At 35.3% G+C, this 20026-nt stretch carries 16 protein-coding genes; 15 read left to right on the forward strand and 1 reads right to left on the reverse strand.

Going from position 1 to position 20026, the window contains the following annotated elements:
• Positions 1–85: 85 nt before the first annotated feature.
• Positions 86–1339, reverse strand: a complete 1254-nt coding sequence (gene metK / locus PK35_RS09845) for a methionine adenosyltransferase (protein WP_044626547.1) — start codon at positions 1337–1339, stop codon at positions 86–88.
• Positions 1340–1981: 642 nt separating this feature from the next.
• Here metK and ilvD point away from each other — a divergent pair.
• The 15 genes from ilvD to PK35_RS09920 all read left to right on the forward strand — a co-directional run bounded on the left by ilvD (position 1982) and on the right by PK35_RS09920 (position 20019).
• Entirely contained in the window at positions 1982–3661 is a 1680-nt protein-coding gene (ilvD, locus tag PK35_RS09850; RefSeq protein WP_044626548.1) for a dihydroxy-acid dehydratase, read from the forward strand.
• Between the two features lie 57 nt (positions 3662–3718).
• Positions 3719–5455 (forward strand): biosynthetic-type acetolactate synthase large subunit, encoded by a 1737-nt coding sequence (gene ilvB, locus PK35_RS09855; protein WP_044626549.1) that lies wholly within the window; start codon positions 3719–3721, stop codon positions 5453–5455.
• A 113-nt stretch (positions 5456–5568) separates the two neighbouring features.
• Positions 5569–6099 carry an acetolactate synthase small subunit gene (ilvN, locus tag PK35_RS09860; RefSeq protein WP_044626550.1) on the forward strand — a complete coding sequence of 177 codons (531 nt, stop codon included), beginning with the start codon at positions 5569–5571 and terminating at the stop codon, positions 6097–6099.
• Positions 6100–6126: 27 nt separating this feature from the next.
• Entirely contained in the window at positions 6127–7602 is a 1476-nt protein-coding gene (gene ilvC, locus PK35_RS09865; protein ID WP_044626551.1) for a ketol-acid reductoisomerase, read from the forward strand.
• 100 nt (positions 7603–7702) lie between these two features.
• A complete protein-coding gene (gene ilvA / locus PK35_RS09870) occupies positions 7703–8965 on the forward strand; it encodes a threonine ammonia-lyase IlvA (RefSeq protein WP_044626552.1) in 1263 nt (420 codons plus the stop codon).
• Between the two features lie 174 nt (positions 8966–9139).
• Positions 9140–10732 (forward strand): NADP-dependent glyceraldehyde-3-phosphate dehydrogenase, encoded by a 1593-nt coding sequence (locus PK35_RS09875; RefSeq protein ID WP_044626553.1) that lies wholly within the window; start codon positions 9140–9142, stop codon positions 10730–10732.
• A 434-nt stretch (positions 10733–11166) separates the two neighbouring features.
• The gene (locus PK35_RS09880) at positions 11167–11760 is read left to right on the forward strand and encodes a GNAT family N-acetyltransferase (protein WP_044626554.1); all 594 of its coding nucleotides are present in this window, start codon (positions 11167–11169) and stop codon (positions 11758–11760) included.
• Between the two features lie 89 nt (positions 11761–11849).
• Positions 11850–13025, forward strand: coding sequence for an argininosuccinate synthase (locus tag PK35_RS09885; RefSeq protein WP_044626555.1), 1176 nt, complete (start codon positions 11850–11852; stop codon positions 13023–13025).
• A gap of 56 nt (positions 13026–13081) precedes the next feature.
• On the forward strand, positions 13082–14065 hold the full coding sequence (gene argC, locus PK35_RS09890) for an N-acetyl-gamma-glutamyl-phosphate reductase (protein ID WP_044626556.1): 984 nt from the start codon (positions 13082–13084) through the stop codon (positions 14063–14065).
• Positions 14066–14279: 214 nt separating this feature from the next.
• Positions 14280–15074, forward strand: coding sequence for a pyrroline-5-carboxylate reductase (proC, locus tag PK35_RS09895; protein ID WP_044626557.1), 795 nt, complete (start codon positions 14280–14282; stop codon positions 15072–15074).
• A 61-nt stretch (positions 15075–15135) separates the two neighbouring features.
• A complete protein-coding gene (locus PK35_RS09900; RefSeq protein WP_044626558.1) occupies positions 15136–16263 on the forward strand; it encodes an aspartate aminotransferase family protein in 1128 nt (375 codons plus the stop codon).
• A 10-nt stretch (positions 16264–16273) separates the two neighbouring features.
• A complete protein-coding gene (locus PK35_RS09905; protein ID WP_044626559.1) occupies positions 16274–16864 on the forward strand; it encodes a hypothetical protein in 591 nt (196 codons plus the stop codon).
• 80 nt (positions 16865–16944) lie between these two features.
• A complete protein-coding gene (locus PK35_RS09910; protein WP_262509289.1) occupies positions 16945–18156 on the forward strand; it encodes a glutamate-5-semialdehyde dehydrogenase in 1212 nt (403 codons plus the stop codon).
• A gap of 57 nt (positions 18157–18213) precedes the next feature.
• Positions 18214–18978 (forward strand): glutamate 5-kinase, encoded by a 765-nt coding sequence (gene proB / locus PK35_RS09915; RefSeq protein ID WP_044626561.1) that lies wholly within the window; start codon positions 18214–18216, stop codon positions 18976–18978.
• A gap of 102 nt (positions 18979–19080) precedes the next feature.
• Positions 19081–20019, forward strand: coding sequence for an N-acetylornithine carbamoyltransferase (locus tag PK35_RS09920; RefSeq protein WP_044626562.1), 939 nt, complete (start codon positions 19081–19083; stop codon positions 20017–20019).
• Positions 20020–20026: the final 7 nt, after the last annotated feature.

Consider the following 20026-nt stretch of genomic DNA (forward strand, 5'->3'; position numbering starts at 1 on the left):
TTTTCTAAATATAAATAAAATATTACAAAAAAAGCCGTTTAAAAATTTATTATAAACGGCTTTTTTTTTGTTTTTAATTAGTGTCTTAAAGCTGGAAGGCTTCTTTTACTTTGTCTACATAATCTAATTTTTCCCAAGTAAACAATTCTACATCTAGCGTAATGCTTTCACCGTTAGGTTGCGAAAAAGTCTTGCTTATTGTTTCGTTTTTGCGCCCCATGTGGCCATATGCTGCGGTTTCGCTATACATTGGTGAGCGTAGTTTTAAGCGCTCTTCAATTGCAAATGGGCGCATATCGAAAATTTCGCTAACTTTTTTAGCGATTTCTCCATCGGTCATGTTAAACGGGCAAGTTCCGTAAGTATCAATAAAAATACCCATAGGCTCAACTACGCCAATAGCATAACTTACTTGTACTAAAATTTCATCGGCTACGCCAGCAGCAACTAGATTTTTAGCAATATGGCGAGTTGCGTATGCTGCACTGCGATCTACTTTACTTGGGTCTTTTCCAGAAAAAGCACCACCACCATGAGCGCCTTTACCACCATAAGTGTCAACAATAATTTTACGCCCAGTTAAACCAGTATCGCCATGCGGTCCACCAATAACAAACTTCCCTGTTGGATTAATATGATATGTAATGTCATTGTTGAATAAAGCTTGAGTGGCTTCTGGTAGTTTTGCAACCACACGAGGTATTAAAATTTCAATAATATCTCTTCTGATTTTTGCAAGCATTGCATCATCTTCATCAAACTCGTCGTGTTGCGTAGAAACTACAATAGCATCAATACGTTGCGGAATGTTATCGTCGCTATACTCAATAGTTACTTGACTTTTACTATCTGGTCTTAAATAAGTAATGTCTTTGTTTTCTCTTCGTAATTCGGCAAGCTCGGTTAAAATGCGGTGCGATAAATCTAGAGCCAGTGGCATGAAATTTTCGGTTTCGTTAGTGGCATAACCAAACATCATACCTTGGTCGCCAGCACCTTGTAATTCTTTGCTACCACGATCTACACCTTGATTAATTTCATCAGATTGCTCGTGAATGGCAGATAAAACACCACAAGAATTACCATCAAACATATACTCGCCTTTGGTATAGCCAATCTTATTAATGGTGTCTCGGGCAATTTGTTGAACATCTAAATAGGTTTTCGAGCGTACTTCGCCTGCAAGAACTACCTGCCCTGTAGTTACTAACGTTTCACAGGCTACTTTCGAATCTACATCAAAAGCTAAAAAATTATCAATTAAAGCATCACTAATTTGGTCTGCTACCTTATCTGGGTGGCCTTCAGAAACACTTTCCGAAGTAAATAAATAAGCCATAAAATATATTTTAATAGAAATCGATTTGACGGAAAACGTCAAGGTAGTTAACACTGCCTTTAGCATTTTTTTATTCGTGTAGAACTTGTTTCAGTATCATTTTGTTTTTTCTGAAAAGTTCAAATAGAATAGAGGTTGCAATCAGTCAAATCTTTCCTCTGTTATTTGTGGCGCAAAATTATAAAAATAAAAGAGAACCAAAACCATTTTTCTTTTTTTTATGAAAAAATTGGAACTTTAAAATAATTTAAAAATATTTGTTACATCAAAAATGAGAAATAACATTTTAAATATCGTTTCAATTATTGTCGTTGTGATTTTTTCACAAGGATAGGGAATGGTATTTTTAAATATAAAACTTTTATGAAGCCTTCCCGAAACGGAAGGTTTTTTTATGCGTTTTTTTTAAGTTTTTGAACATCATAAAAAAAATCATTTAAACACCTGTAAAACAATTGTTTAGATGATTATTTGGGGTTGTGGATTTAAACTAAGAAAAGATAGAAAAATAGTAAGAACAGCTTAAAAAACTAATTTCGAATCTTATTATGTCTTTTTTTAAGTAAAATTTAAATTAGGAAGTTAAAAATTAAATATTTACAAAGAAATTAAGATAAAAGATAAAATTTTCTGTAAACAATAATGAAAGAATTAAATAAGCACAGTAAACGATTAACGCAAGATGTATCGCAACCAGCATCGCAGGCTATGTTATATGCCGTTGGTTTAACCGATGAAGACATGAGTAAAGCTCAAGTTGGTATTGCGAGTACTGGTTACGATGGTAACCCTTGTAACATGCATTTAAACCGATTAAAAGATGAGGTTAAAATTGAATGTAAAATAGCAAACCTTGTTGGTTTAGGTTTTAATACTATTGGAGTTAGCGATGGTATTTCTATGGGAACTTCGGGTATGAATTACTCATTAGCTTCTCGCGATATTATTGCCGATTCTATTGAAACCGTTATGAATGCGCAAAGTTACGATGGGTTAATTTCTATTGTTGGTTGTGATAAAAATATGCCTGGAGCGGTAATTGCGATGTTACGATTAAATCGCCCATCTATAATGATGTACGGTGGTACTATTGCTTCTGGAAATTATAAAGGCAGAAAACTTAACATTGTATCGGCTTTTGAAGCTTTAGGGCAAAAAGTAGCAGGTGAGATAGATGAAGATGAGTATAAAGAAATTATCCGTCGTGCAATTCCTGGTGCAGGAGCTTGTGGTGGTATGTATACCGCAAATACTATGGCTTCTGCAATAGAGTGTATGGGGTTTGCACTACCATTTAATTCATCAATTCCTGCCGAAAACCCTAATAAATTATCTGAAAGCGAGCGTCATGCTAGAGCAATCAAAAATTTACTGGAGCTGGATTTAAAACCGTTAGATATTATTTCAAAAAAGTCTATTGAAAATGCTATTGCATTAGTAAATGCTTTAGGTGGTTCTACCAATGCGGTATTGCACTTTTTAGCAATTGCACACGCAGCAGATATCGATTTTACTTTAGAAGATTTTCAACGTGTTAGCGACAGAACGCCGTTAATCGCCGATTTAAAACCGAGTGGAAAATACCTTATGGAAGATGTTCATGGCGTTGGTGGTACACCTGCAATTATGAAATATCTTTTAGAAAAAGGGTATTTACATGGTGATTGTATGACGGTAACAGGAAAAACTTTAGCTGAAAATTTAGCGGATGTTGAAGCGATTGAATTTGAAGAACAAGACGTGGTTTTTCCAACGGATAAGGCATTAAAATCATCTGGAAACTTACAGATACTTTACGGAAACTTAGCAAGAGAAGGAGCTGTGGCTAAAATTTCGGGTAAAGAAGGTTTAGTATTTGAAGGTAAAGCTGTGGTTTACGATGGTGAGCAAGCGGCAAATACAGGTATTTCTAATGGCGAAGTAGAGCGAGGCGACGTCGTCGTTATCCGCTATGTGGGGCCAAAAGGAGGTCCGGGTATGCCAGAAATGCTTAAGCCAACATCGTTAATTATGGGAGCTGGTTTAGGAAAATCTGTAGCGTTAATTACCGACGGACGATTCTCAGGCGGAACGCACGGTTTTGTAGTTGGGCATATTACACCCGAAGCGCAAACAGGCGGAACAATAGGTTTAGTAAAAACTGGAGATAAAATTAGAATTAGTGCAGAAGATAATTCTATCAACTTACTAATTTCTGATGAAGAATTAGCTGAAAGAAAAGCACAATGGCAAGCTCCAGAATTAAAACATAAAAAAGGAATTTTATATAAATACGCAAAATCGGTAGCATCGGCTTCTAAAGGCTGTGTTACAGATGCATAAAAGTCATTTCGTGTCACCCTAAGCGCAATCGAAGGGTCTCATTAAAAATTTGAGGTTATGGATGATACACAAACAATTAAACAACATAAAAAAGTGGCAGCAACAACAGAACGCATCACCGGAAGCGAAGCCGTAATACGATGCTTAATAGAAGAAGGTGTAGATGTACTTTACGGATATCCTGGAGGTGCAATTATGCCAGTTTACGACGAAATTTATAAATATCAAGGGAAAATTCATCACGTATTAACGCGCCACGAACAAGGTGCAGCACATGCAGCACAAGGTTATGCGCGTATTTCTGGTAAAGTTGGTGTGGCTATGGCAACATCAGGTCCAGGTGCAACCAACCTAATTACAGGTATTGCCGATGCGCAAATAGATTCTACGCCTTTAGTTTGTATAACTGGGCAAGTGTTTTCGCATTTATTAGGTAGCGATGCTTTTCAAGAAACCGATATTGTTGGTATTTCTACACCAGTTACAAAGTGGAATTGCCAAATTACTAAAGCTTCAGAAATACCAGAAATTTTAGCGAAAGCATTCTATATTGCTAAAAGCGGACGTCCAGGGCCCGTTTTAATCGATATTACTAAAGATGCTCAAGTATCAGAACTTGATTTTCAATATAAAAAATGCACAGGTATTCGTAGTTATAATGCGGTGCCAAAAACAAAACCGGAAGCTGTAACAGCGGCTGCCAATTTAATTAACAGTGCTAAAAAACCAATGATTGTTTGGGGGCAAGGTGTTATTTTGGGAGAAGCCGAAAACGAGTTAAAAGCAGTTATGGAAAAAGCTGGAATACCTGCGGCTTGGACTATTTTAGGAGCTTCAGCAATCTCAACATCACATCCTTTAAATATTGGTATGGTTGGTATGCACGGTAATTATGCGCCAAATAAATTAACCAACGAGTGCGATGTGTTAATTGCAATTGGTATGCGTTTCGACGATCGTGTAACAGGTAATTTAGCAACTTATGCAAAACAAGCTAAAATTGTTCATTTCGATATCGATCCTGCCGAAATTGATAAAAACGTAAAAACAGATATAGCTGTAATTGGTGATGCTAAAGATAGCTTAGCGCAATTATTACCGCTTTTAAACGAAAATAAACACGAAGCTTGGTTACAAGAATTTAAAGATTTGTACCAAGTTGAATTTGAACAAGTAATAAAGCACGATATTCATCCAGAAAAAGAAGGCTTAACCATGGGCGAGGTATTAAAGCAAATTAATATAGAAACCGAAGGTAAAGCGGCCATCGTATCGGATGTGGGACAACACCAAATGATTGCTTGTCGTTATGCCGATTTTAATGTGACTAAAAGTAATATTACTTCCGGCGGATTAGGAACTATGGGATTTGCACTTCCAGCGGCTATTGGAGCTAAAATGGCTGCGCCAGAACGCGAAGTAGTAGCTATAATTGGCGACGGTGGTTACCAAATGAATATTCAAGAATTAGGAACCATTTTTCAGCAACAAGTACCTGTGAAAATAGTGGTACTAAACAACGAGTTTTTAGGAATGGTACGCCAGTGGCAACAATTGTTTTTCGATAAACGTTATGCTTCAACCGAAATGGTAAACCCAGATTTTGTGACCATAGCAAAAGGTTATCATATTGAAGCTAAAAAAGTAGTAAAACGCGAGGAATTGGCCGATGCGGTTAAAGAAATGATTGCTTCTAAAAATTCATATTTCTTAGAGGTTTGTGTGGAGAAAGAAGATAACGTATTCCCAATGATTCCAACGGGTGCATCAGTTTCAGATGTTCGTTTAAGCTAAATAAAATAGGAACAAAGACTATATAGAACAAAGAACCAAGAAGTGTTAGCTTTGAGTTATATGAAACATATTTATCTCTTTTCTAACATCTTTTTTCTAAAAATCTTTATACAATGAGTGAAGAAAAAAAATCATATACTATTTCAATATATACCGAAAACAACATCGGTTTATTAAATCGTGTTTCTGCCATTTTTCAGCGCAGACACATAAATATTGAAAGTTTAACAACATCGCAATCAGAAATTGAAGGTGTAAACCGATTTGTAATTGTTGTAAATATATCAGAATCTCAAGCAAAGAAAATTGTTGGACAATTCGAAAAGCAAATTGAGGTTATTAAAGCATACTATCATACCGAAGATGAAACCATTTTTACCGAGTCTTGTATGTTTAAAATTAAGTCGGAATTATTATTTGAAGAACCTCAAATTCAAAATATAATTAAAGAAAGCAATACCAGAATTGTAACGGTAAACAAAGAATTTTTTGTTTTGGAAAAATCTGGAAGACGTCATGAAATTGAAGCTTTACGTCGCGATTTAAATGTATTTGGTATTATGCAGTTTGTCCGTTCTGGCCGTATTGCAGTAACTAAAGATGAAATGAAAATAACCGAAATGCTAGCAGCATTTAATAATTAATAAATAAACAACAACTAGAAAAATAAAATGGGAAATTATTTTAACACACTGTCATTAAGAGATAAAATCGATCAATTATCGAAGTGTAGATTTATGGAAACTTCGGAGTTCTCTGATGGTGTAGAAGCATTAAAAGGAAAAAAAATAGTAATTGTAGGTTGTGGTGCTCAAGGGCTTAACCAAGGATTAAACATGAGAGATTCTGGATTAGATATTTCTTATGCTTTAAGACCTCAAGCTATTGCAGAAAAGCGTCAGTCTTATGTAAATGCAACAGAAAACGGATTTAACGTGGGTACTTACGAGGAGTTAATCCCTACTGCCGATTTAGTTTTAAACTTGACACCAGATAAACAACATACTAGCGTTGTTAATGCGGTTATGCCTTTAATGAAAAAAGGTGCAACTTTAAGCTATTCTCATGGTTTTAATATAGTTGAAGAAGGTACTCAAGTACGTGAAGATTTAACAGTAATTATGGTGGCACCAAAATGTCCTGGTACCGAGGTTCGCGAGGAGTACAAAAGAGGCTTTGGTGTACCAACATTAATTGCGGTACACGAAGAAAACGATCCAGAAGGAAAAGGTTGGGCTCAAGCTAAGGCGTATGCAGCTGCAACTGGTGGAGATAGAGCAGGTGTTTTAGCATCTTCTTTTGTTGCCGAGGTGAAATCAGATTTAATGGGTGAGCAAACTATTTTATGTGGTTTATTACAAACAGGATCTATTCTTTGTTTCGATAAAATGATTGAAAAAGGAATTGATGCGGGTTATGCTTCAAAACTAATCCAATACGGTTGGGAAACTATTACTGAAGGATTAAAATACGGTGGTATTACTAACATGATGGATAGATTATCTAACCCAGCAAAAATTAAAGCTTTTGAATTGGCTGAAGAGTTAAAAGATATCATGCGTCCGTTATTCCAAAAGCATATGGATGATATTATGGAAGGACGTTTTTCTAGCGGTATGATGGAAGATTGGGCTAATGGTGATGAAAAATTACTAGGATGGCGTGCTGCAACTGCCGAAACAGCTTTCGAAAAAACACCAGCTGGAGATGTTGAAATTACAGAGCAAGAGTACTACGATAATGGTGTGTTAATGGTAGCTATGGTAAAAGCAGGTGTGGAGTTAGCTTTTGAAGCGATGACAGATTCAGGAATTATCGACGAGTCTGCTTACTACGAGTCGTTACACGAAACACCACTTATTGCAAATACAATTGCAAGACGTAAATTATACGAAATGAACAGTGTAATTTCTGATACTGCAGAATACGGATGTTATTTATTCGATCATGCATGTAAGCCATTATTAGCAGATTTCATGACTAAAATCGACACCGATGTTATTGGTAAAGCTTATGCTAAAGATAACGGTAAAGGTGTGGACAACGCGAAGTTAATTGCTGTAAACAAAGCGTTAAGAGAGCATCCAGTTGAAAAAATTGGTGAATTCTTAAGAGCATCTATGACGGCTATGAAACCTATAGTGTAATTAAAAAACACATTATAATTTGTTGAAACCTCAAGATGCTTCTTGAGGTTTCTTTTTTTAAATCATTATTGTTTAGATTTATCCAAAATTAAAAACAGGTATGAGTAAGGAAATCCCATACATTCCGAGTATAGAGAATATAAAATTAGCTGCTCAAAATATAAAAAAGGTAGCAGCTATTACGCCCTTAAATTCCAGTTTAAGGTACTCTAAAGAATTCCAGTCCAATATTCTTTTAAAGCGGGAAGATTTGCAACAAGTTCGCTCGTATAAAATTCGTGGGGCTTATAATAAAATAAGTTCGTTAACCAGTGAAGAATCTAAAAATGGTGTAGTTTGTGCCAGTGCTGGTAACCATGCGCAAGGTGTAGCTTTATCATGTAAATTGCTGAAAATAAAAGGAACCATTTATATGCCAGCGCCAACACCAAACCAAAAAGTGGAGCAGGTAAAAATGTTTGGCGAAGATTTTATAGAAATAAAACTTATAGGCGATACTTTTGATGATGCCAATACAGCAGCGGTTAAAGATTGCAAAGAAAAAAATAAAACGTTTATACATCCGTTTAACGATCCAAAAGTAATAGAAGGACAAGGCACTATTGGTTTAGAAATTTTAGAGCAAGTTAGCGATCCTATCGATTATGTTTTTCTTGCTGTTGGAGGCGGTGGTTTGGCTTCAGGGTTATCTTCTGTTTTTAAAACGTTGTCGCCAAATACTAAAATTATTGGGGTAGAGCCAGAAGGTGCACCATCAATGCTAACTTCAATTAAAAACAATAAAAATACAGAGTTAGAACACATCGATAAATTTATTGATGGCGCAGCAGTAAAACGTGTTGGCGATTTAACCTTTGCAATTTGTAAAGAAAATTTGCATGACATGATTACGGTACCTGAAGGCAAAGTGTGCGAAACTATTTTAGAGCTTTATAATAAAGATGCTATTGTGGTTGAACCAGCAGGAGCATTAAGTATTGCAGCACTCGATTTTTACGACGAGGATATTAAAGGGAAAAATGTAGTTTGCATTGTTAGCGGAAGCAATAACGACATCACGAGAACACCCGAAATTAAAGAACGGGCATTGCTTTATGCAAATTTAAAGCACTATTTTATTGTAAAGTTCCCACAACGTGCTGGTGCTTTACGTGAGTTTGTAGTAGATATTTTAGGACCAGATGATGATATTACGTTTTTTGAATATGCTAAAAAAACAAACCGCGAAAATGGTTCGGCAGTAGTTGGTGTGCAGCTAAAATCATCTAAAGATTTGCAACCACTTATATCCAAAATGAAAGCGCGCAATTTTTACGGCGATTATTTAAATAATAAACCCGATTTGTTTCAATTCTTGGTTTAAACTAAGTATTAGATTGTAACAATGTTTCAGCCGAAAACGTTTGCGTTTTTTTAATTTTAAGCAAATGTTTTTGTTCTGTTAAATTTATCGAATAAATCAAAATAACCCTTTAGTTTTAAGAGGGTTATTTTTGTTTAATGCGTATCTTAGTTTACAAAATTTAAAAAAATAAATATGAATTTAACAGCAGTAGAAATACCTGAAACATATAAAATAAAAACCTTATTACATCAAAAAAGTTATTTGGTTAATGGCGAATTAAAAACTTGGAATGGTGAAACTAGCGAGGTGTATTCAACCATTTCGTCTACCGAAGATTATAAACCAACACTTCTAGGAAGTATTCCAACCTTAGGTAAAACAGAAGCCTTAGAAGCGCTAGATTCTGCCTTAGGAGCGTTTGATAAAGGTCAAGGTTTATGGCCAACCATGAAAGTTGAAGCCCGTATAAAATGCATGGAAAAGTTTGTTGAACAAATGAAAACCAAGCGCGATGAGGTGGTTAAACTCATTATGTGGGAAATTGGTAAAACCTTGCCCGATTCAGAGAAAGAATTCGATAGAACGGTTGATTATATTTACGATACCATTGAAGATTATAAACAACTAGACCGCGATTCAGCAAAATTTGAAAAGCATGGTGGTGTTTATGCGCATATTCGTCGTGGACCATTAGGTACTGTGTTGTGTTTAGGGCCTTATAACTATCCTTTAAATGAAACCTTTACACTACTTATTCCTGCATTAATTATGGGGAACACAGTGGTTTTTAAGCCTGCAAAACACGGTGTTTTACTTATTTCACCTTTATTGGAAGCTTTTCAAAATAGTTTTCCAAAAGGCGTTGTAAACATCATTTATGGCCGTGGTCGCGTTTTAGCAACACCAATTATGGAATCTGGTAAAGTTGATGTTTTGGCTTTAATTGGTAATAGCAAATCAGCCAATGCATTGCAGTCGGCGCACCCAAAAGGCAACAGATTGCGTATGGTTTTAGGTTTAGAAGCTAAAAATCCTGCTATAGTTTTACCCGATGCCGATTTAGATTTAGCGGTTAACGAGTGTATTGCAGGGACTTTGTCGTTTAACGGACAACGTTGTACAGCTTTAAAAGTGGTTTATGTTCATGAGTCGGTTGCTGAAGAGTTTAACAGGCGTTTTTCTTATGCCGTGGATCAATTAAAATTTGGAAACCCTTGGGAAGCTGGTGCAAAACTCACACCGTTACCAGAAAGCGATAAGCCGGCCTATATTCAAGAGCTTATTGATGATGCGCAAGAAAAAGGCGCTTCTATTTTAAATGAAAAAGGCGGCGAAACTACCGATAATTTTATTTTTCCAGCTGTTTTATATCCTGTAAACAAAGACATGCGTGTATATAAAGAAGAGCAATTCGGTCCTGTAGTTCCTGTAATGTCGTTTAAAGATATACAAGAACCTTTAGATGATATGGCAGAATCCGATTACGGGCAACAGGTAAGTTTGTTTGGTAAAAATGTAAATACCTTAGCGCCGTTAATTGATACTTTGGTTAATTTGGTATGTCGTGTGAATTTAAACAGTTCGTGCCAACGTGGTCCAGATGTGTATCCGTTTACAGGTCGTAAAGATTCAGCTTATGGAACTTTAAGTGTGCATGATGCATTACGTTCGTTTTCTATTAGAACTTTTGTAGCTTCAAAAGACAACGCTTATAATAAAGCTATTTTAAATGAATTGTTAGATACCAAAGCATCTAACTTTATTAGTACAGATTATATTTTGTAATGCAATTTCAGCTTGATTAAAATAGTAGAATACACAACCAGAATTAACAAAACCCACTAATTTGTTAATTCTGGTTTAAGTTTTAAATAAATGTATGTAATTATTAGTTAGAAAGTTGTGTAATTCATAATTAATCGTACATTTGCCACTCATATTAACGAAAGGGGCTCACGCCGACGATTTAGAGTTAATAGTAAAGATAGTTATTCAGTGAAAACAGGAAACAACATATCTCTTATCTCTTCTGTTCTAGTAGAAATTACTAGGGCAACTGTTGTGCGTTTTCCTCAACCACGCCCCTAGTGGGCTATTCTGTTTAAGAAAGCATCCGTTGCTTTCAATTTTCGTTATTATTTAGAGTAAAAATTTAAAAGTCAAAAGCTTTAATTTTCATTAATGTGCATGTTTTGCACTAGGTTTAATTATTGTTGAAAATGGAAACCGTATTGGACGTTGAAAAGAATATAATTATCGAGCAAGCTCAAGCTTATTGTATGTTACAAGGCTTAGAGGTTGTGTTTACGCACGAGCTTACGCATGGGCAATTGCAAGTTATTTCAGAGCGAACTAAAAGTCAATCTGCAATGTATCATGCAAACGTTGGTATGTTACTCGACCGTTTAAAAAACGGCTGCTATCTTATTGTTAAAGATGGCGAAATTTATGGGCATATTTTTGCGCATAAGCATATTGTGGGGAAATTTTCGGTTTACGAAAGATCTTCACTTTGGGTGCACGAACAATACCGTAGCCATAATTTAGGCTTAATGTTAATGGACTTATTAACCAAGCACTACAATAAAAACTTTCTTATTTCAATTGCTCAAGGTGCTACTGTACACTACAATAATGAGCTTTTAGGAATGAAATATATCACATTAAAAGCGTTATCGCCAGTACTTATTGAAGTATTAGAAAAGCTAGGTAAATTACGTGATGAGGTAAAGTATAAATATTATGTAAATACCTATTTCGAATCTAAAATTGGTCAGTTTAACAAGATTTTAAAAAGTAAACTACCCGAATAATAACTTTTTAATTTTACTAGATTAGTTTTTAGTACCATAAAATCATTCCGTTATTAAAATATCAAATAAAACACAATAAATATATACACATGAAAAAATTAGTAATAGCCTATAGCGGTGGTTTAGATACATCGTATTGTGCCGTAAGTCTTTCAAAAGAATACGAAGTGCACGCGGTAAGTGTAAATACCGGAGGTTTTACAAAAGAAGAAGTTTCAAATATTGAAGCTAACGCCTATAAAATGGGAGTTACAACGTATAAAAATATCGATGCAGTACCAACTTTTTATAATAAAGTGGTTAAGTATTTAATATTTGGAAATGTGTTAAAAAATAACACTTATCCGTTATCGGTAAGTGCAGAGCGTATTGTTCAAGCTATCGAAATTATAGAATATGCCAAAAGTATCGATGCCGAATATATCGCGCATGGTAGTACTGGCGCAGGAAACGACCAAGTGCGTTTCGATATGATTTTTCAAACTTTAGCACCAGGTATTAAAATTATTACACCAATTCGTGATAAAAAATTATCAAGACAAGAAGAAATTGAATATTTAAAAGCCAATGGTATTGATATGTCTTGGGAAAAAGCACAATACTCGGTTAATAAAGGACTTTGGGGAACTAGTGTTGGTGGTGCCGAAACGTTAACTTCGGAAAAACCTTTGCCTAGTGAAGCATATCCGTCGCAACTACAAAAAGACGGAGAAGAAAAAGTAACTTTAACATTTAAAAAAGGTGAATTTATAGCCTTAAATGGTGAAGCAAACGCGCCTGAAGTAAATATTGAAAAGTTAAATGATATGGCTTCGGCATACGCCATTGGTAGAGATATTCACGTGGGCGACACTATTGTTGGTATAAAAGGACGTGTTGGTTTTGAAGCTGCTGCGGCTTTAATTACTGTAAAAGCACACCATTTATTAGAAAAGCACACACTAACAAAATGGCAATTACAGCACAAAGATTACTTATCTAATTTTTATGGTATGCATTTACACGAAGGCCAATATTTAGATCCTGTAATGCGAGATATGGAAGCTTTTTTACAAAGTAGTCAAGATAAAGTTTCGGGAGATGTTACTGTAACATTAAAGCCTTACCATTTTACGCTAGATGGAATAAAATCACAACATGATTTAATGAGTGCGAAATTTGGTAGCTACGGCGAAGAAAACACAGGGTGGACTGCAGATGAAGCTAAAGGGTTCATAAAAATAGTAGGCAATCAAAATAAAATATACCAACAGGTAAACTCGTAGTATTTACGAGCCCTGTCGGGTATTTAAAACCTGACAGGGCTGATAATCGAAATAAAATGAAAAAAATACAAGTAGGAATTATAGGTGGTGCGGGTTATACTGCTGGAGAATTAATCCGATTATTGGTAAACCACCCAGAAGCCGAGATAGATTTTGTTTACAGTACCAGTAATGCTGGTAATCAAATTAGCAAAGTGCATCAAGATTTGGTGGGTAGTTTAAATCGTGTGTTTACAGATACAGTTAACCCAAATGTAGATGTGTTATTTTTATGTTTAGGCCATGGTAATTCGGTTAAGTTTTTATCCAATCATACCTTTTCTGAAGGCACTAAAATTATCGATTTAGGTAATGATTTTAGATTGGAAGCTGATAAGGTTTTTGATGGTAAAAACTTTGTTTACGGTTTGCCAGAATTGAATAAAACCGATATTCAATCGGCCAATTATATTGCAAATCCAGGATGTTTTGCTACCGCGATTCAGTTAGGGTTATTGCCGCTTGCAGATACTAATTTGCTACAAGATGATATTCATATTAATGCTGTAACAGGTGCTACTGGCGCAGGAACATCATTGTCTGCAACCACACATTATACATGGCGTGATAATAATTTTTCGTATTACAAACCGTTTACACATCAACATTTAGGTGAGATTAATCAATCGGTGAAGCAATTGCAAAGTAGTTTTACTTCCGAAATTAATTTTATGCCAAATCGTGGTAATTTTTCAAGAGGTATTTTTGCAACCCTATATACCAAATTTGAAGGTACTGTAGAAGATGCTAAAAGCTTGTATAGCAATTTTTATGACAGCGCAGAATTTACTTTTGTAAGTGATGACTTCTTGCATTTAAAACAAGTGGTTAATACCAACAAATGTTTAGTTCATTTGCATAAACACGAAGGTAAATTACTTATCACAAGTATAATTGATAATTTATTGAAAGGAGCCTCAGGGCAAGCTATTCAAAACATGAATTTAATGTTCGGTTTAGAGGAAACTACAGGATTAGGATTGAAAGGAACTTATTTTTAGATGTAACGTTATGCCGAACTTGCTTGCGCTGAACTTGTTTCAGTATTTCAGCATCTCATAACAGTAGTGCGTTAGCGATTGCAGCGGCATCCTTTTTTATGTCAGTTCGAGTGTTTTGTGAAGTATGAGCAAAATGTATCGAGAACCAATAAAAAAGATATAGCGAAAAGCGCGACCCCTTGTGGGTAACGCCATAAAATGAAATAATAGAATTATGAAAATAGCCATAATAGGAACAGGAAATTTAGGGAGTTCGATTGCAAAAGGACTTATTAAGAATAAATCGTTTACGTCGTTGTATTTAAGTGATAGAAGTACGACAGCGGTAAAGGATTTTAGCAACGAAGAATATGTGAAAATCACAAACGATAATGCCGAAGCTGTTAAAAACTCCGATGTTGTAATTTTTGCGTTGCAACCACGCCATATCGATGGTGTTTTAAATAGCGTTGCAGCGGGAATAAAAAAGCATCACGTAATCATGTCAGTAGCGGCAGGAGTTGAAATTGCTAGAATTGAAAATATAATTGGCGCAGATAAAAACATTATTCGCGTAATGCCAAATACGGCGATTTCAATTGGAAAATCTATGACCTGTTTGGCGGCCAACGAAAAAGGGGAAAGTAAAATGGATTTAGCAAAAACCATTTTTAACCAATTAGGAGCCACTATGGTTATTCCAGAAGAGCAAATACAAGCAGCAACGGTAATTTGTGCGAGTGGTATTGCGTTTTGGATGCGTTTAATTCGCGCGACTACTCAAGGCGCTATTCAATTAGGTTTTGAGGCTCACGAAGCTCATGAACTAGCAGTGCAAACTTGTTTTGGTTCGGCGAGTTTATTGTTGGAATCGGGGAAACATCCAGAACAAGAAATAGACCGAGTAACCACACCAAGCGGTTGTACAATCGAAGGTTTAAATGCTATGGAACACCAAGGTTTAAGTTCGGCTTTAATACAAGGTATTGTAGCCTCTTTCGAAAAAATTAATCATCTAAAAAACAGTTAATTGGTTTTGGTTTATAACCGATAACCAACAACAAAAAACAATCAACTAAAATAACAAGAAAATGCCATTATTTGATGTGTATCCGCTATACAATGTTACTCCAGTGTCTGGGAAAGGCGCTTATGTTTACGACGATAACGGAACAGAATATTTAGATTTATACGGTGGTCATGCAGTAATTTCTATTGGTCATGCACACCCAAATTATACAAAAGCCATTACAGAACAGGTTAATAAACTTGGGTTTTACTCTAACGCGATTCAAAATCCGTTACAAGTTGAATTGGCTAACAAAATTGAAGCCTTATCTGGCTGTGAGGGTTATAACTTATTTTTATGTAATTCTGGTGCCGAAGCTAACGAAAACGCTTTAAAATTAGCTTCGTTTAAAACTGGTAAAGAGCGTGTTGTGGCCTTTAAAAACGGATTTCACGGACGTACATCGGCGGCTGTTGCAGCTACCGATAATAAAAATATTATTGCGCCTATTAATGCGCAGCAAAAAGTAACTATTCTTGAACTGAACGATATTTTAGGTGTAAAAACAGAACTTGAAAAAGGCGATGTTTGTGCTGTAATTATTGAGTTTATTCAAGGTGTTGGTGGTTTGGATCAAGCCACTGCAGATTTTTACGAACAAGTATTCGCGCTTTGTAAAGCCAATAATACTATGTTTATTGCCGATGAGGTGCAATCTGGTTACGGGCGTTCTGGTAAATTCTTTGCGTTTCAGTATTATAATGTGACGCCAGATATCATCTCGATAGCTAAAGGTATGGGTAATGGTTTTCCAATTGGGGGTGTTTTAATTCATCCAGATATCGAAGCCAAATATGGCATGCTCGGGACAACTTTTGGCGGAAATCATTTAGCATGTGCTGCGGGTTTATCTGTTTTAAATACCATTGAAGACGAAGCGTTAATCGATAATGTAAATGAAGTTTCTGAGTATTTTATTTCGGAAGCTAAAACCATTCCACAGATAAAAAATATAAAAGGTCGCGGTTTAATGTTGGGGTTAGAATTCGATTTTGAAGTAGGTGAATTAAGAAAAAAATTAATTTACGAACATCATATATTTACAGGAGGTGCTTCAAATAAAAAATTACTCAGAATTTTACCACCATTAAACATATCCAAAGCGCAAATTGATGTCTTTTTTAAAGCGTTAAAAGCAGTGTTGAATTAAAAGTTTAAAAATGAGAGTACTATTTTATATTATAACAAGTTTATTTTTTACACAAAACTACGCACAGACTAATTGGAAAAAAGGGTCGCTTTACGAAAAAGGAGTGGTTCGCTTGAAAGATAGTACTACTCATGAAGGTTTAATTAAAGTTAAGACTCTTGGAGGTATAAAGTTTAAGCAAACTATTGATGATAAGGCAATAACCTACGAATCTAAAGATATTATTGGTTACGATAATTTAGAAACAAAAGAAAAGTTTTTATATAGAACAGTCAATGATATTTCTATGTTGATGCGGATTGAAGAATTGGGTGAAATTAATTTATTCTGTGTTGAAAAATCCGGTGCTGTAACAATGCAGCATATGCATGCAACCCCAACCAGTACACCAATGTACAATACGCATTACGGAGCAAGTAAAGTGTTTTACATAGAAAAGAATAATATTACATACAATATTGGAGGAAAGATTAGGGGGAATGAATGGCATTTATTTGAAGAATGTCCACGTTTAATTGAAAAATTAAAGAATGGTGAAATTGAAAAAAATGCTATATCAGAAATTGTAATTATGTACAATAAAGATTGTAATCTTAATTAAATCTATATTTTAAAGTTTAACAAAACATTATACATGCCTAATTGTCATTCCGTTTTAAAAATTGTACACTAAGGCGAACTATAAAAAGAAAAAAACAAATGAATACCTTACTATCTATTGAAAAAAGAAACGCTGTTTTATTGAGAATGGCAGAACTTTTAGAAGAAGAAAGGCAAGAAATTATTAACATTAATAAAACCGATTGTGATGCTTATAAAGGCGACGATATTTCGATGTTCGATCGCTTAAAAGTGAATGATGCTAAGGTTGATGAAATGATTAAATCTGCGACACATTTAGCGTCGCAAGACGACCCAGTTGGTGTGGAGCGTTTTAGCTTTAAGCACGATAATGGCATGCAAGTGTATAACAAAACCGCATCGTTTGGAACGGTTTTAATTATTTACGAATCACGTCCGGATGTAACGGTTGAAGCTGCTGGAATTGCATTTAAATCGGGGAACAAAATTTTACTAAAAGGCGGTAAAGAATCGTTACGCTCCAACCTGAAAATTGTAGAATTATGGCATCAAGCTTTAAAGGAAAATGGAGCGTCAACCGATTGGGTGGAGTATCTTCAGTTTAACAGAACCGAAACCCAAGCGTTTTTAGAAAATCCAACTCAGCAACTCGATTTAATTGTACCTCGTGGTGGCGAGCGCTTAATCGCATTTACAAAAGAACACGCGCGTTGTCCTGTTATTGTTAGTGGTCGTGGTAATAATTTTGTGTATGTGCACAAGGAAGCCGATTTAGATATTGCGGTTGATGTGATCCTTAACGGAAAATCTAAAATTTCGGCATGTAACGCGGTTGATAAGGTGTTGATTGATAAAAATCTTCCGAATAAATCTGAATTTGTATCTCAATTAATTTCAAAATTAAAAGATTCAAATATCGAGGTTTTAGGAGATGCTGAAGTGGCAAAAGCATACGGTTTAGAAAGTATAACTTCTGATGCTGTTTGGTACGAGGAATTTCTAGATTATAAAATTTTAATTGGCGAAATTGCAAACAACGAAGCAACCATTGCTATGATAAATAAATATTCTGGCGGGCATTCTTCATCTATCATTACTAAAAACGAAACTGAAGCTAAAACCTTTATGGAAAACGTTGATACTGCCGCGGTGTATCACAACGCCTCGACGCGTTTTACCGATGGCGGACAATTAGGTTTGGGTGGCGAATTGGCGATTAGTACAGATAAATTACACCAACGCGGACCAATAGGGTTACAGCATTTAGTAACCAATAAATGGTACGTACACGGCACAGGACAAACACGTTAAATTAAAGAAGTAACTGTAACACGAAGTATGTCAAACTGAGCGCAGTTGAAGTTAAAAATGGGAAAAAAGAAACGCATTTTACTAAAAATAGGGTCTAACACGCTTACTAAAGAAACCGATAATTTATCGCGAGGTAAAATTGAAGATTTGGCGAATCAAATTGCGAAACTTCAAAACGATTACGAGTTTGTAATTGTGAGTTCGGGCGCTATTGCTGTCGCGAAACAGTTTGTGAAATTAGAAAGTAAACAAGAAGACGTTTTTGTAAAACAAGCTTTGGCATCTATTGGGCAGCCGCATTTAATTCGTATTTATCAAGAAATATTTAGAGAATATGGTTTGTTAACGTCGCAGTGTTTATTGTCCTATTCCGATTTCGAAAAGGAAGAAAGCAAAGTCAATATTGTTAACACCATAAATGTATTGGTAAACAATAATTACATTCCTATAATTAACGAGAATGATACCGTTGCAACCGATGAAATTAAATTTGGCGACAACGATAAATTAGGTGCTTTAACAGCATCGTTAATTGAAGCTGATTTGTTTATAATTGCTACAAATACAAATGGTATTTATACCAAAGCTTCAATTGAAAACGGAACGCCAGAAACCATTGCTTTGGTTGAAGATTTTGAAGCTTTAAAAAACGAAGTTGTTAATTCTAAATCGTCACACGGTAGCGGTGGTATGCAATCAAAAATAGAAGCTGCTTCGGTTGCCAAAAGTGCCAAAATTGAAACCTGGATTGTTAATGGTTTAGAAGATAATTTTATAAAAAATGCTATTGAAAATAAGGTGGCGTTTACCAAAGTAAAATAGAAGAATTTAAATAATACTGTCATTACGAGTCATGGCGAAGTAATCTTTTAATTTAAAAGAAGAAGTCGTTTCTCGAATGATAATTAGTTTTAAAATAAAGAAATGAAACATTACACATCAATAAACGATATCGATAATATCGATTCTTGGATTGAAGAAGCCAAAGCACTAAAGCTAATGCCGTTAAAACATATAGATTTAGGAAAAAACAAAACCTTAGGGTTGTTGTTTTTTAATTCTAGTTTGCGCACGCGCTTGAGTACGCAAAAAGCCGCTTTAAATTTAGGAATGAATCCTATTGTGATGAATGTTTCTGGTGACGCTTGGGGTTTAGAGTTTGAAGATGGTACGGTTATGAACGGCAACACCGCCGAACATATTAAAGAAGCCGCGGCAGTAGTCTCGCAATACTGCGACATTATTGCGGTAAGAGCATTCCCGACCTTAACCGATAAAGCTAAAGACGAAAGCGAACAGGTATTAGAAGCTTTTAAAAAATACGCGTCTGTGCCCATTGTAAACATGGAAAGCGCCACAGGGCATCCGTTACAAGCTTTAACCGATGCGATAACCATTTCTGAGTTTTCTAAAAAGAAGAAACCAAAAGTGGTATTAAGTTGGGCGCCACACATAAAAGCATTGCCACATGCGGTAGCAAATAGTTTTACGCAAGCAATGCAAAAAATGGATGTCGATTTTGTAATTACAAATCCAGAAGGTTATAATTTAAGTCCAGAAATTACAAAAGACACGCCTATAATTCACAACCAAGAGGAAGCCTTTAAAGACGCCGATTTTGTGTATGTGAAAAACTGGAGCTCTTATGAGGACTACGGTAAAGTGGTAAATAAAGACCCAAATTGGATGATTACCAAAGAAAAATTAGGCGATGCTAAATTTATGCATTGTTTACCAGTGCGTCGTAATGTAATTGTTGAAGATGCGGTTTTAGATAGCGATAGCTCAATCGTGATTCAGCAAGCTAATAACAGAACCTATGCAGCGCAATTAGCACTTAAGAAATTATTAGAAAATTTATAGTTTTTGT

Origin of the sequence: Neotamlana nanhaiensis (assembly GCF_000943555.1) — a bacterium.
Taxonomy (GTDB): domain Bacteria; phylum Bacteroidota; class Bacteroidia; order Flavobacteriales; family Flavobacteriaceae; genus Neotamlana; species Neotamlana nanhaiensis.

Coding starts and splice junctions, on each gene's coding strand:
- metK (WP_044626547.1), bottom strand. CDS start 1,339: ATGGCTTATTTATTTACTTCGGAAAGTGTTTCTGAAGGCCACCCAGAT.
- ilvD (WP_044626548.1), top strand. CDS start 1,982: ATGAAAGAATTAAATAAGCACAGTAAACGATTAACGCAAGATGTATCG.
- ilvB (WP_044626549.1), top strand. CDS start 3,719: ATGGATGATACACAAACAATTAAACAACATAAAAAAGTGGCAGCAACA.
- ilvN (WP_044626550.1), top strand. CDS start 5,569: ATGAGTGAAGAAAAAAAATCATATACTATTTCAATATATACCGAAAAC.
- ilvC (WP_044626551.1), top strand. CDS start 6,127: ATGGGAAATTATTTTAACACACTGTCATTAAGAGATAAAATCGATCAA.
- ilvA (WP_044626552.1), top strand. CDS start 7,703: ATGAGTAAGGAAATCCCATACATTCCGAGTATAGAGAATATAAAATTA.
- PK35_RS09875 (WP_044626553.1), top strand. CDS start 9,140: ATGAATTTAACAGCAGTAGAAATACCTGAAACATATAAAATAAAAACC.
- PK35_RS09880 (WP_044626554.1), top strand. CDS start 11,167: ATGGAAACCGTATTGGACGTTGAAAAGAATATAATTATCGAGCAAGCT.
- PK35_RS09885 (WP_044626555.1), top strand. CDS start 11,850: ATGAAAAAATTAGTAATAGCCTATAGCGGTGGTTTAGATACATCGTAT.
- argC (WP_044626556.1), top strand. CDS start 13,082: ATGAAAAAAATACAAGTAGGAATTATAGGTGGTGCGGGTTATACTGCT.
- proC (WP_044626557.1), top strand. CDS start 14,280: ATGAAAATAGCCATAATAGGAACAGGAAATTTAGGGAGTTCGATTGCA.
- PK35_RS09900 (WP_044626558.1), top strand. CDS start 15,136: ATGCCATTATTTGATGTGTATCCGCTATACAATGTTACTCCAGTGTCT.
- PK35_RS09905 (WP_044626559.1), top strand. CDS start 16,274: ATGAGAGTACTATTTTATATTATAACAAGTTTATTTTTTACACAAAAC.
- proB (WP_044626561.1), top strand. CDS start 18,214: ATGGGAAAAAAGAAACGCATTTTACTAAAAATAGGGTCTAACACGCTT.
- PK35_RS09920 (WP_044626562.1), top strand. CDS start 19,081: ATGAAACATTACACATCAATAAACGATATCGATAATATCGATTCTTGG.